Below are 12,177 nucleotides of genomic sequence, written 5' to 3' on the forward strand. Positions count from 1 at the left end.
TTCCTCAGGTGTCGCCTTCACAGGCGTCGAATCAGGTCAAAAAAGGGCCGCGCCCTGCTTTGATGGCCGCGTAGTATATCTGCTTATACCATCACAAGAAAGGCTTTACATCGCCCACGCCTTCACGAATCACTTCCGGCGTGTCTTCGGTTAAGTCAACCACGGTGGTTGGCTGTTGTCCGAGATAGCCACCGTGAATAATCAGCTCAACGACCTTCTCCAGACGATCTTTAATCTCTTCCGGATCCGACTCCGTAAACTCACTTCCCGGCAGCATCAGTGAGGTCGAAAGCATCGGCTCGCCGAGGGTTTCCAGCAGCGCCTGCGCTATCGGGTTCGACGGCACGCGCATACCGATGGTTTTACGTTTTTCCTGCAACAGACGACGCGGCACTTCTTTGGTCCCTTTCAGGATGAAGGTGTAATTACCCGGCGTGTTGTTCTTGATCAGGCGAAACGCCACGTTATCGACATAAGCATAGGTCGACAACTCGGAGAGATCGCGGCACATCAGGGTAAAGTTATGGCCGTCCGGCAGCTGGCGAATGCGGCAAATACGCTCCATCGCCCCTTTATCTTCAATTTTGCAGCCCAGCGCATAGCCTGAATCGGTTGGGTAGACAATCACGCCGCCTTTGCGGACGATCTCCACGGCCTGATTAATCAGGCGCGGCTGCGGGTTATCCGGATGGATATAGAAAAACTGACTCATACTTCCCTCTCTTCAATTTGCTGCGGCTGTTCCCAGCGCTGCCAGACCGGCTCAACGCCTGCGGGCAACCAGAGCTTGCGCCCCAGTTCGATCCAGGCGCAGGGCTGATGGAAATCAGACCCCTGCGACCCAAACAGGCCAAACTGACGCGCATAGGTCGCGAGCTGCGCACGCTCATTGGGTGCCTGCTGACACTGGGCGACTTCCATCGCCTCACCGCCGCATTCGGCAAAATGTGCCAGCAGTCTTTTCAGCCATTTAGCAGAAAGATTATACCGCCCCGGATGGGCCAGCACGGCCTTACCGCCAGAATGATGAATCACATCAATAGCTTGTTTTATTGTACACCACTGCGGCGGAACGTATCCGGTTTTCCCCCGTGCAAGATACTTTTTAAAGACATCCGCCATCGTCGTGGCCTTGCCTGCTTCAACCAGAAAACGGGCGAAATGGCCGCGTGTCACCGCCCCGCCGTTCGCCAGTTTCTGCGCGCCTTCCAGCGCGCCCGGAATATGCGCCTTTTCCAGGCGCTCGCCGATCATCTGAGCACGCTGATGACGGCGTGCTTTTTGTTCTTGCAAAAAGGCCCGAAGTGCCGGATGGTCTATATCGATGTTCAGGCCAACAATATGAATTTCGTGGTTTTCCCAGACCGTCGAGATCTCGACGCCAGGCACCAGATTCAGCGCCAGTCCGCTGCGGGCAATCTCGGCGCGCGCGGCCGGGATGGCATCTGTCGTATCGTGATCGGTTATCGCCAGCGTGCCGACGCGCATTTCAACGGCACGATGAACCAGATCTTCGGGTGTCAGCAGGCCATCAGAGGCCTGAGTATGGCTGTGTAAATCATAAATAATCGCGTAGGTGGTATCGCTCAAAGCACTTCCCATAACAGGTTGGAGACATCCGAAACCACCATGATACCGACTTAAAACGAAATTCTGAAATCAAGGGTTGACAACACGCCATCGAACTAGTTAACTAGTACGCAAGTTCACACGAGAAAGGTATCTGAAAATGACAGCACATTGCACTCTGCACGGTTGGTGGCGTACTTCCTGATTATCGGGCAGTGTCACGCGTCTGCGAAATGCAAACAGATACCCAGCCCGCGACTAAGCGGGCTTTTTTTTGAACAGAAAATGAGAACACAATAATGCAAACAGCCAAACCACACCTCGAACTGCTGACCTGCGAGGCGGTCTATCGTCACAACCCTACCGCGCTGTTTCATCAGGTATGCGGTGCCCGTCCGGCAACACTGCTGCTGGAGTCGGCGGATATCGACAGCAAGGACGATCTGAAGAGCCTGCTGCTGGTCGACAGCGCGCTGCGTATTACGGCGTTAGATAGCACCGTGACCATCAAAGCGCTGTCTGAGAATGGTGCGTCATTGCTGCCTTTGCTGGATGCCACTCTGCCTGCCGGCATTGAAAATGAACGTCATCCGGAAATGCGTATTTTGCACTTCCCGCCAGTCAGCCAACTGCTGGATGAAGACGCGCGCCTCTGCTCCCTGTCCGTCTTTGATGCTTTCCGCCTGCTGCAGAATCTGGTCACTGTACCGGAAGATGAACGCGAGGCGATGTTCTTCGGTGGACTGTTTGCTTACGACCTGGTCGCCGGTTTTGAAGATTTGCCAGAAACCGAACAGGGTAACCGCTGCCCGGATTACTGCTTCTATCTGGCTGAAACCTTGCTGGTGATCGACCATCAGAAAAAATATACCCGCATTCAGGCAAGCCTGTTCACGCCGTCTTCCTCAGAGAAGCAGCGTCTCGAACACCGCATCATGCAGCTGCAGCAGCAGATGACCGAAGCGCCGCCTGCGCTGCCGGTGCAGCGCGTGGAAAAAATGACCTGTGATGTTAACCAGACCGACGATCAGTACGGTGCCGTGGTTCGCCAGATGCAAAAAGCGATTCGCGCCGGGGAAATTTTCCAGGTGGTGCCTTCCCGTCGCTTCTCTCTGCCCTGCCCGTCGCCGCTGGCGGCCTACGATGTGCTGAAAAAGAGCAACCCAAGCCCGTACATGTTCTTTATGCAGGATAACGATTTCACCCTGTTTGGCGCGTCGCCGGAAAGTTCGCTGAAGTACGACGCCACCAGCCGCCAGATTGAAATTTACCCGATCGCCGGTACCCGTCCACGCGGACGTCGCGCAGACGGTTCACTGGATCGCGATCTCGACAGCCGCATCGAACTGGAAATGCGAACCGACCACAAAGAGCTCTCCGAGCATCTGATGCTGGTTGACCTGGCGCGTAACGATCTGGCCCGCATTTGCACCCCTGGCAGCCGTTACGTGGCGGACCTGACCAAAGTTGACCGTTACTCCTTCGTCATGCATCTGGTCTCCCGCGTGGTCGGTGAGTTACGCCATGATCTCGACGTGCTGCATGCCTATCGCGCCTGCATGAACATGGGCACCCTGAGCGGTGCGCCGAAAGTGCGCGCCATGCAACTGATTGCCGCCGCCGAAGGGCGTCGTCGCGGCAGCTATGGCGGCGCGGTGGGCTATTTCACCGCCCACGGCGATCTGGATACCTGCATCGTTATCCGCTCCGCTTACGTCGAAGACGGTATCGCCACCGTACAGGCGGGTGCCGGGATTGTTCTTGATTCTGTTCCGCAGTCTGAAGCTGACGAAACACGCAGTAAAGCGCGTGCGGTCCTTCGCGCCATTGCTACCGCACATCATGCACAGGAGATTTTCTGATGGCTGACATTCTGCTGCTCGATAACATCGACTCATTTACCTATAACCTGGCAGATCAGCTGCGTGCGAATGGACATAACGTTGTTATCTATCGTAACCACGTCCCGGCACAGACCCTGATTGACCGTCTGGCTACCATGCCAAACCCGGTGCTGATGCTCTCCCCGGGCCCTGGCGCACCGAGTGAAGCGGGCTGTATGCCGGAGCTGCTAACCCGCATGCGCGGCAAGCTGCCGATTATCGGCATCTGCCTCGGTCATCAGGCGATTGTGGAAGCCTATGGCGGCTACGTCGGCCAGGCGGGTGAAATCCTGCACGGTAAAGCGTCCAGCATCGAACATGACGGCCAGGCAATGTTTGCCGGGCTGCCGAATCCGCTCCCGGTGGCACGCTACCACTCGCTGGTCGGCAGCAACATTCCTGCCGGGCTGACCATTAACGCCTCGTTTGAAGGGATGGTGATGGCGGTGCGTCACGATGCCGACCGCGTCTGTGGTATGCAGTTCCATCCGGAATCGATCCTGACCTCACACGGTGCCCGTCTGCTGGAACAGACCCTGGACTGGGCGTTGCAAAAACTGGAGCAGACTAACACCCTGCAACCGATTCTGGAAAAACTGTACCAGGCACAAACCCTGAGCCAGCAGGAGAGCCACCAGCTCTTCTCTGCCGTGGTTCGCGGTGAGCTGAAGCCTGAACAGCTGGCGGCTGCACTGGTGAGCATGAAAGTGCGTGGCGAAAGCCCGCAGGAGATCGCGGGCGCCGCCACGGCTCTGCTGGAGAATGCCGCCCCGTTCCCGCGCCCCGACTATCCGTTTGCAGATATCGTCGGTACCGGGGGTGATGGCAGTAACAGTATCAATATCTCTACCGCCAGCGCCTTCGTGGCGGCGGCGTGTGGTTTAAAAGTGGCGAAACACGGTAACCGCAGCGTTTCCAGCCGCTCCGGATCGTCGGATTTGCTCGCGGCATTCGGCATTAATCTCGATATGAACGCCGAACGTTCCCGTGAAGCGCTGGATGACCTGGGCGTTTGCTTCCTGTTTGCGCCGAAATACCACACCGGTTTCCGCCACGCGATGCCGGTTCGTCAGCAGCTCAAAACCCGCACGCTGTTTAACGTGCTCGGTCCACTGATCAACCCGGCGCACCCGCCACTGGCGCTGATTGGCGTCTACAGCCCGGAGCTGGTTCTGCCGATTGCCGAGACGCTGCGCGTGCTCGGTTATCAACGGGCTGCCGTAGTACACAGCGGCGGGATGGATGAAGTGTCGCTGCATGCCCCTACGCTGGTGGCCGAACTGCGTGACGGCGAAATCCTGAGCTACCAGCTGGAAGCCGCAGACTTTGGTTTAACCCCGTATCACCAGGAGGCGCTGGCAGGCGGTACGCCGGAAGAAAACCGTGACATTCTGACGCGCTTATTACAAGGTAAGGGAGAGGTCGCCCATGAGGCCGCCGTTGCTGCCAACGTCGCCATGCTGATGCGTTTGCACGGCGAGGAAGACCTGAAGGCCAACGTTCAAAAAGTTCTGGATGTACTGCGCTCCGGTGCAGCTTACGATCGCGTTACCGCACTTGCGGCAAGAGGGTAAAGAATGCAGACCGTTTTAGCGAAAATCGTTGCCGATAAGGCCATCTGGGTGGAAGCCCGCAAGCAACAGCAGCCGCTTGCCAGTTTTCAGAATGACGTCGTTCCGAGCAGCCGTCGTTTCTATGACGCCCTGCAGGGTGCGCGCACCGCATTTATTCTTGAGTGCAAAAAAGCGTCCCCGTCTAAAGGCGTTATCCGTGACGATTTCGACCCGGCACGTATTGCCGGTATTTATAAGCATCATGCGTCCGCTATCTCCGTGCTGACGGATGAGAAATATTTCCAGGGAAGCTTCGATTTTCTGCCGATCGTCAGCGGCATCGCGCCGCAGCCGATCCTGTGCAAAGACTTTATTATTGACCCGTATCAGATCTGGCTGGCGCGTTTCTATCAGGCGGATGCCTGCCTGCTGATGCTCTCGGTTCTGGATGACGAACAGTATCGCCAGCTTGCTGCCGTGGCCCACAGCCTGAACATGGGCGTGCTGACCGAAGTAAGCAACGAAGAGGAGCTGGAACGCGCCATCGCGCTCGGGGCCAAAGTGGTCGGGATTAACAACCGCGACCTGCGCGATCTGTCCATCGACCTCAACCGCACGCGCCAGCTGGCGCCGCGTCTGGGTTCCGGCGTAACCGTTATCAGCGAATCTGGCATTAACAGCTACGCTCAGGTGCGCGAGCTGAGCCACTTTGCCAACGGTTTTCTGATTGGCTCCGCCCTGATGGCGCATGACGATCTCAATGCGGCAGTGCGTCGGGTGCTGCTCGGTGAAAACAAAGTGTGCGGCTTAACCCGCGAGCAGGACGCCCAGGCCGCCTATGAAGCGGGCGCCATTTACGGCGGACTGATTTTTGTTGAGACCTCCCCGCGCGCGATAAGCGAAGAGCAGGCGCGTAAGGTGATAGCCGCGGCTCCACTCAGCTATGTCGGCGTCTTCCGTAATGCGGACATCGCCGACGTTGCGGCGAAAACCGACGCGTTATCGCTGAGCGCGGTACAGCTCCATGGTGATGAGGATCAGGCGTATATCAATGACCTGCGCGCCGCGCTGGCACCGCAGGTGCAAATCTGGAAAGCACAACGCGTCGATAAGACGTTACCCGCGCGAAACCTGAGCCATGTGGACAAATACGTCCTCGACAACGGCCAGGGCGGCACGGGCCAGCGATTTGACTGGTCACTGCTTAACGGTGAAAAGCTGGACAACGTCCTGCTGGCGGGAGGTTTAAGCCCGGATAACTGCGTGGAAGCCGCCAAAATGGGCTGTGCGGGCCTCGATTTCAATTCAGGCGTAGAGTCCCAGCCCGGCATAAAAGATGCCAGCAAACTGGCCTCCGTATTTAAAACTCTGCGTGCATATTAAGGAAGAGAAGATGACGACATTACTTAACCCGTATTTTGGTGAGTTTGGTGGGATGTACGTCCCGCAAATCCTGATGCCCGCACTGCGCCAGCTGGAAGAAGCCTTTGTCAGCGCGCAGAAAGATCCAGCGTTTCAGGCTGAATTTACCGATCTGCTGAAAAACTATGCAGGCCGTCCAACGGCGCTGACCAAATGCCGCAACCTGACCGAAGGCACCAAAACCACGCTGTATCTCAAGCGTGAAGACCTGCTGCACGGCGGCGCCCATAAAACCAACCAGGTGCTGGGTCAGGCGCTGCTCGCGAAGCGGATGGGCAAAACCGAAATCATCGCAGAAACCGGCGCAGGCCAGCATGGCGTAGCCTCTGCGCTCGCCAGTGCCCTGCTCGGCCTGAAATGCCGCATCTACATGGGTGCGAAAGACGTTGAGCGTCAATCGCCGAACGTTTTCCGTATGCGTTTGATGGGTGCTGAAGTGATCCCGGTGCACAGCGGCTCCGCCACGCTGAAAGATGCCTGTAACGAAGCGCTGCGCGACTGGTCTGGCAGTTATGAGACCGCACACTACATGCTGGGTACCGCTGCGGGTCCGCATCCGTTCCCGACGATTGTCCGCGAATTCCAGCGCATGATCGGCGAAGAGACCAAAGCGCAGATCCTCGAAAAAGAGGGTCGCCTGCCGGATGCCGTTATCGCCTGCGTGGGTGGCGGCTCTAATGCTATCGGCATGTTCGCTGATTTTATCGACGAAACGAACGTCGGCCTGATTGGCGTGGAGCCTGCCGGCCACGGCATCGAAACCGGCGAGCACGGTGCGCCGCTGAAGCATGGCCGCGTGGGCATCTACTTCGGCATGAAAGCGCCGATGATGCAGACCGATGAAGGCCAGATAGAAGAGTCGTACTCTATCTCTGCCGGTCTGGACTTCCCGTCCGTCGGGCCCCAGCATGCATTCCTGAACAGCACCGGTCGCGCGGATTACGTTTCCATTACCGATGACGAAGCCCTTGAAGCGTTCAAAACGCTGTGTCGCAGCGAAGGGATCATCCCGGCGCTGGAGTCTTCGCATGCCCTGGCGCACGCGCTGAAAATGATGAAAGAAAACCCGGAAAAAGAGCAACTGCTGGTGGTAAACCTTTCCGGTCGCGGTGACAAAGATATCTTCACCGTTCACGATATTCTGAAAGCACGAGGGGAAATCTGATGGAACGCTACGATAACGTATTTGCAGAGCTGAAATCCCGCCAGGAAGGCGCGTTCGTTCCCTTCGTCACCCTGGGCGATCCGGGCCCGGAGCAGTCGCTGAAGATTATCGACACCCTGATTGAAGCCGGTGCCGATGCGCTGGAGCTGGGGATCCCGTTCTCTGACCCGCTGGCGGATGGCCCGACCATTCAGAACGCGACGCTGCGCGCCTTTGCCGCAGGCGTGACGCCAACCCAGTGCTTCGAGATGCTGGCCGCGATCCGCCAGAAGCACCCGAGCATTCCGATTGGTCTGCTGATGTACGCCAACCTGGTATTCAACCGCGGAATCGACGAATTTTATGCCGAGTGCGCGCGGGTGGGCGTCGACTCGGTGCTGGTAGCCGACGTGCCGGTTGAAGAGTCCGCGCCGTTCCGCCAGGCAGCGATGCGCCATAATGTGGCCCCGATTTTCATCTGCCCGCCGAATGCGGATGACACACTGCTGCGCCAGATTGCCTCCTACGGACGCGGTTATACCTACCTGCTCTCTCGCGCGGGTGTGACCGGTGCGGAGAACAAAGCGGCGCTGCCATTGCATCATCTGGTGGAAAAGCTGGCTGAATATCACGCCGCACCACCGCTGCAGGGCTTCGGGATTTCATCTCCGGATCAGGTCACCGCGGCGATTGACGCGAAGGCGGCAGGTGCCATTTCCGGCTCCGCGATTGTGAAGATCATCGAGAATAACGTGGACAAGCCAGAGCAGATGCTGGCCGAGCTGAAAACGTTCGTCAGCGCCATGAAGGCCGCGACGCGTAAATCCTGACCCATCCACCGTCTGGCATCCCTGCCAGACGGTTACCCTTCCTTCCGCACTATCTACAAAGGATTACATCAAAATTGATCCTGTCGATATTTTCGGTGTGAATGGCTTTTCAAACGGTCATGTAAGCGTATGATCTGGACTCTTTTTTATCTTTAATCCTTCTGAGTTCAGAGGCTTATTCATGTCATGGCAATCCTTCAAACAGACTTACCTGGTTAAGTTCTGGTCACCTGTTCCAGCCGTTATCGCCGCTGGCATTCTCTCTACTTATTATTTCGGCATCACCGGTACCTTCTGGGCCGTGACCGGCGAGTTTACCCGCTGGGGTGGGCAACTGCTGCAACTCGCTGGCGTGCATACCGAAGCGTGGGGTTACTTCAAACTCATCCATCTGGACGGTACGCCGCTAACCCGCATTGACGGGATGATGATCATTGGCATGTTCGGGGGCTGTTTTGCCGCCGCGCTGTGGGCAAACAACGTAAAGCTCAGGCTGCCTAAAAGCCGGATCCGTATTTTGCAGGCAATTGTCGGCGGCATGATTGCCGGATTCGGCGCGCGCCTGGCGATGGGCTGCAACCTTGCCGCCTTCTTTACCGGGATCCCGCAATTTTCGCTCCATGCCTGGTTCTTTGCTGTTGCTACAGCGATCGGCTCTTACTTTGGCGCAAAATTTACTCTTCTTCCGCTGTTCCGTATTCCCGTCAAAATGGTCAAAGTGAGCGCCGCGTCGCCGCTTACGCAAAAGCCCTCGCAGGCGCGTCGCCGTTTCCGCCTCGGAATGCTGGTCTTTTTTGCGATGGTGGCATGGGCGCTCTGCACGGCCCTGAACCAGCCCAAACTCGGTCTGGCGATGCTGTTCGGTGTGGGTTTTGGTCTGCTGATTGAACGCGCGCAGATCTGCTTTACCTCCGCGTTTCGCGATATGTGGATCACCGGGCGTACAATGATGGCGAAAGCGATTATCGCCGGGATGGCGGTCAGCGCCATCGGCATCTTCAGCTATGTGCAGTTAGGCGTCGAACCCAAAATCATGTGGGCCGGTCCTAACGCGGTGATTGGCGGCCTGCTGTTTGGCTTCGGGATCGTGCTGGCTGGCGGGTGTGAAACCGGCTGGATGTACCGCGCCGTCGAAGGTCAGGTGCATTACTGGTGGGTGGGTCTGGGAAATGTTATCGGGTCGACGCTCCTGGCGTACTTCTGGGACGACCTGTCCCCGTCGCTCGCCACGAACTGGGACAAGGTCAACCTGCTGAACACCTTCGGGCCTCTCGGCGGCCTGCTGGTCACCTATGCCCTGCTGCTGGTCGCGTTTTTACTGGTTGTCGCGCAGGAGAAACGTTTCTTCCGTCGTGGGAGTGTCAAAACAGAAACGCAGGAGAACGCTGCATGAAACAGATTGTGCCTGATTACCGTCTTGATATGGTCGGTGAACCCTGCCCTTATCCGGCGGTTGCTACGCTTGAAGCGTTACCGCAGCTTAAGAAAGGCGAAATACTGGAGGTGGTCAGCGACTGCCCGCAGTCCATCAACAATATACCGCTGGATGCCAAAAACCATGGGTACACGGTGCTGGATATCCAGCAGGATGGCCCGACCATTCGCTATTTGATTCAAAAGTAAGAAAGGATATGCGCCCCGCCGGGGGCGCATTGAACAGAAGGGACTAGAAGCGATAACCCGCAGAGAACATAAATACCCACGGATCCAGACGCGTGCTGATGCTTTGCTGCTGACCGCCCGCTTTGAAGCGTACATCAGTATCGATATCCATATACCAGACGGAGGCGTTAATTAACCAGTCGCGGTTAATCAGATAATCCAGCCCGACCTGTCCCGCCATCCCCCACGAATCTTTCAGGCTAAGATCGGTCAGACCGGCGTCTTTTCCGGTATCGTTAAATTTCTCATCAAAGAACGTGGTGTAGTTCACACCCGCACCAATATATGGACGCACCTTGCTGCTGGCATCACCAAAGTACCACTGCGCCATCAGCGTTGGCGGCAGATGGTGCACCGTAGCGATATCACCGGTTGGCCCAAGGCCCACGCGATGACGGAAAGGCGTTGCGGCAAGAAGCTCAACACCAATGTTATCCGTCGCCATATAGGTAAAGGTTAACCCCAGCTGGGTGTTATTACTGACGTTAAAACCGCCCATCCCCAGCACGTTATCTGAACCTTCGGTTGGACGAACCGTGGCCGAACCGGCACGAATAAAGAATTCGCCTGCTTCATGCGCGTACGCGCCACCAGAGAGACTGCTTAATACAAGGGCTGCCACCGCTAATTTTTTCATATCCGCTCCATCGTTGTGGTTTTAATCGCGGATGAGAATATACTCACAAAAGAGTAATAAGTGATCTGCCCCAGATCACATTAAAACCAGTAACTTAACATTCATTGATCTGGATTAATTTTTTGTTACGCACTAAAAACCGATAAGTTGTTTCCATGTCAATTTTTGGCATTTCACGGTTACAAAATTTTCTCTTTTCCCCCTCTTGCTCTTCCTCTGGCGGCTGGATAATTTAGCGCTCTCACAAATTGATTTGATGCGTTCTTCTTTTGCAGGTGTGCCATGAGTGATATCAACCCGTGCATGACGTGCGGAGCCTGTTGTGCGTATTTTCGAGTCTCTTTCTACTGGGCCGAAGCCAGCGATGGCGGCGGTACCGTTCCGGTTCATCTCACTGAGCCGTTAACCCCCTTTCTGCGCTGCATGAGCGGCACCAATCAAAAGCAGGCCCGCTGTGTGGCGCTGGAGGGTGAACCTGGGGTCTCGACCCGATGTTCCATCTATGAAAATCGCCCCAGCCCGTGCCGCGAGTTTGCGATGTCGGGTGAAGAGGGTCAGGTTAACGAAGCCTGTAATCGCGCCCGGGCCCGCGTGGGATTACCGCCGCTTTACAAAGATATGCTTTTCCATACAAGCCTTGATGCTGCCACAGCAGGCGCATCCGGTGTACAATTGCCGGCTAATTAACACCTGCAATACTCAAGGAGAGTGCATGTCTATCACGGCGAAGTCTGTCTACCGTGACACGGGAAACTTTTTCCGCAATCAGTTCATAACCTTTTTACTGATCGCGTTGTTATGCGCCTTTATCACGGTGGTGCTGGGTCATGCGTTCTCACCGAGTGACGAACAGATTGCCAGCCTGAGCCAGGGCGACCATCTGGCGGGAAGCGTAGGCTTGTTTGAACTGGTGCAAAACATGACGCCGGAGCAGCAACAAATTCTGCTGCGCGCGTCTGCCGCATCCACGTTCTCCGGCCTGATTGGTAACGCCATTCTGGCCGGCGGCGTGTTACTGTTGATTCAGCTGGTGTCGGCGGGTCATCGGGTTAGCGCCTTACGGGCGATTGGTGCCAGCGCCCCGGTCTTACCTAAACTGTTTATCCTGATCTTTTTAACCACCCTGCTGGTGCAAATGGGGATCATGCTGGTGGTGGTGCCGGGTGTGTTACTGGCTATCGTGCTCTCCTTTGCGCCTGTGATGATTGTGCAGGATAAAATGGGTATTTTTACCGCGATGCGCAGCAGCATCCGTCTCGCATGGGCTAATATGCGTCTGGTAGCGCCTGCTGTGGTCGGCTGGCTGCTGGCCAAAACGCTCCTGTTACTGTTTGCACCGAATTTTGCGGTATTAACGCCAAATGTTGGGGCGGTAGTGGCGAATACGCTGAGCAATTTGATTTCAGCGGTACTGCTGGTCTACCTGTTCCGCCTGTATATGTTAATTCGCCAGTAATCCTGAGGCGGGGGCATTCTG

Annotated in this window: 12 protein-coding genes and 1 other annotated feature; of the genes, 9 read left to right on the plus strand and 3 right to left on the minus strand. The window is 56.4% G+C overall.

Annotated features, from left to right (window positions below):
• Positions 1–91 precede the first annotated feature (91 nt).
• A complete protein-coding gene (locus tag C1N69_RS12445) occupies positions 92–712 on the minus strand; it encodes an L-threonylcarbamoyladenylate synthase (protein WP_025756578.1) in 621 nt (206 codons plus the stop codon).
• Entirely contained in the window at positions 709–1,602 is an 894-nt protein-coding gene (gene rnm / locus C1N69_RS12450; protein ID WP_155031300.1) for an RNase RNM, read from the minus strand. Before rnm ends, C1N69_RS12445 begins: the two co-directional genes overlap by 4 nt.
• Positions 1,603–1,750: 148 nt before the next feature.
• Positions 1,751–1,845 (plus strand) — a sequence feature (Trp leader region).
• A gap of 23 nt (positions 1,846–1,868) precedes the next feature.
• Here rnm and C1N69_RS12455 point away from each other — a divergent pair.
• The 7 genes from C1N69_RS12455 to yedF all read left to right on the plus strand — a co-directional run bounded on the left by C1N69_RS12455 (position 1,869) and on the right by yedF (position 10,024).
• Positions 1,869–3,431, plus strand: a complete 1,563-nt coding sequence (locus C1N69_RS12455) for an anthranilate synthase component 1 (RefSeq protein WP_047958826.1) — start codon at positions 1,869–1,871, stop codon at positions 3,429–3,431.
• Entirely contained in the window at positions 3,431–5,026 is a 1,596-nt protein-coding gene (gene trpD / locus C1N69_RS12460) for a bifunctional anthranilate synthase glutamate amidotransferase component TrpG/anthranilate phosphoribosyltransferase TrpD (protein WP_155031301.1), read from the plus strand. The genes C1N69_RS12455 and trpD overlap by 1 nt, the downstream gene beginning before the upstream one ends.
• Before the next feature lie 3 nt (positions 5,027–5,029).
• Positions 5,030–6,388, plus strand: a complete 1,359-nt coding sequence (gene trpCF, locus C1N69_RS12465; protein WP_025756574.1) for a bifunctional indole-3-glycerol-phosphate synthase TrpC/phosphoribosylanthranilate isomerase TrpF — start codon at positions 5,030–5,032, stop codon at positions 6,386–6,388.
• Between the two features lie 10 nt (positions 6,389–6,398).
• Positions 6,399–7,592 carry a tryptophan synthase subunit beta gene (gene trpB, locus C1N69_RS12470; protein WP_047958829.1) on the plus strand — a complete coding sequence of 398 codons (1,194 nt, stop codon included), beginning with the start codon at positions 6,399–6,401 and terminating at the stop codon, positions 7,590–7,592.
• Positions 7,592–8,401, plus strand: coding sequence for a tryptophan synthase subunit alpha (gene trpA / locus C1N69_RS12475; protein ID WP_155031302.1), 810 nt, complete (start codon positions 7,592–7,594; stop codon positions 8,399–8,401). Before trpB ends, trpA begins: the two co-directional genes overlap by 1 nt.
• A 181-nt stretch (positions 8,402–8,582) precedes the next feature.
• Complete coding sequence (gene yedE / locus C1N69_RS12480; protein WP_155031303.1) at positions 8,583–9,794, plus strand: selenium metabolism membrane protein YedE/FdhT; 1,212 nt, start codon at positions 8,583–8,585, stop codon at positions 9,792–9,794.
• A complete protein-coding gene (gene yedF / locus C1N69_RS12485; RefSeq protein ID WP_025756570.1) occupies positions 9,791–10,024 on the plus strand; it encodes a sulfurtransferase-like selenium metabolism protein YedF in 234 nt (77 codons plus the stop codon). The genes yedE and yedF overlap by 4 nt, the downstream gene beginning before the upstream one ends.
• A 43-nt stretch (positions 10,025–10,067) precedes the next feature.
• Here yedF and ompW read toward each other — a convergent pair whose 3' ends face one another.
• Complete coding sequence (gene ompW / locus C1N69_RS12490; RefSeq protein WP_047958831.1) at positions 10,068–10,700, minus strand: outer membrane protein OmpW; 633 nt, start codon at positions 10,698–10,700, stop codon at positions 10,068–10,070.
• Between the two features lie 282 nt (positions 10,701–10,982).
• On the opposite strand from ompW, the gene C1N69_RS12495 reads away from it, so the two are divergent.
• Both C1N69_RS12495 and C1N69_RS12500 read left to right on the plus strand, forming a co-directional pair.
• The gene (locus tag C1N69_RS12495; protein ID WP_047958832.1) at positions 10,983–11,387 is read left to right on the plus strand and encodes a YkgJ family cysteine cluster protein; all 405 of its coding nucleotides are present in this window, start codon (positions 10,983–10,985) and stop codon (positions 11,385–11,387) included.
• Positions 11,388–11,412: 25 nt separating this feature from the next.
• Positions 11,413–12,156: a YciC family protein gene (locus C1N69_RS12500; protein ID WP_025756567.1), complete on the plus strand. Its 744-nt coding sequence runs from the start codon at positions 11,413–11,415 to the stop codon at positions 12,154–12,156.
• Positions 12,157–12,177: the final 21 nt, after the last annotated feature.

The sequence above is a fragment of the Enterobacter sichuanensis genome (assembly GCF_009036245.1).
Classification (GTDB): Bacteria; Pseudomonadota; Gammaproteobacteria; order Enterobacterales; family Enterobacteriaceae; genus Enterobacter; species Enterobacter sichuanensis.

Coding starts and splice junctions, on each gene's coding strand:
- C1N69_RS12445 (WP_025756578.1), bottom strand. CDS start 712: ATGAGTCAGTTTTTCTATATCCATCCGGATAACCCGCAGCCGCGCCTG.
- rnm (WP_155031300.1), bottom strand. CDS start 1,602: ATGGGAAGTGCTTTGAGCGATACCACCTACGCGATTATTTATGATTTA.
- C1N69_RS12455 (WP_047958826.1), top strand. CDS start 1,869: ATGCAAACAGCCAAACCACACCTCGAACTGCTGACCTGCGAGGCGGTC.
- trpD (WP_155031301.1), top strand. CDS start 3,431: ATGGCTGACATTCTGCTGCTCGATAACATCGACTCATTTACCTATAAC.
- trpCF (WP_025756574.1), top strand. CDS start 5,030: ATGCAGACCGTTTTAGCGAAAATCGTTGCCGATAAGGCCATCTGGGTG.
- trpB (WP_047958829.1), top strand. CDS start 6,399: ATGACGACATTACTTAACCCGTATTTTGGTGAGTTTGGTGGGATGTAC.
- trpA (WP_155031302.1), top strand. CDS start 7,592: ATGGAACGCTACGATAACGTATTTGCAGAGCTGAAATCCCGCCAGGAA.
- yedE (WP_155031303.1), top strand. CDS start 8,583: ATGTCATGGCAATCCTTCAAACAGACTTACCTGGTTAAGTTCTGGTCA.
- yedF (WP_025756570.1), top strand. CDS start 9,791: ATGAAACAGATTGTGCCTGATTACCGTCTTGATATGGTCGGTGAACCC.
- ompW (WP_047958831.1), bottom strand. CDS start 10,700: ATGAAAAAATTAGCGGTGGCAGCCCTTGTATTAAGCAGTCTCTCTGGT.
- C1N69_RS12495 (WP_047958832.1), top strand. CDS start 10,983: ATGAGTGATATCAACCCGTGCATGACGTGCGGAGCCTGTTGTGCGTAT.
- C1N69_RS12500 (WP_025756567.1), top strand. CDS start 11,413: ATGTCTATCACGGCGAAGTCTGTCTACCGTGACACGGGAAACTTTTTC.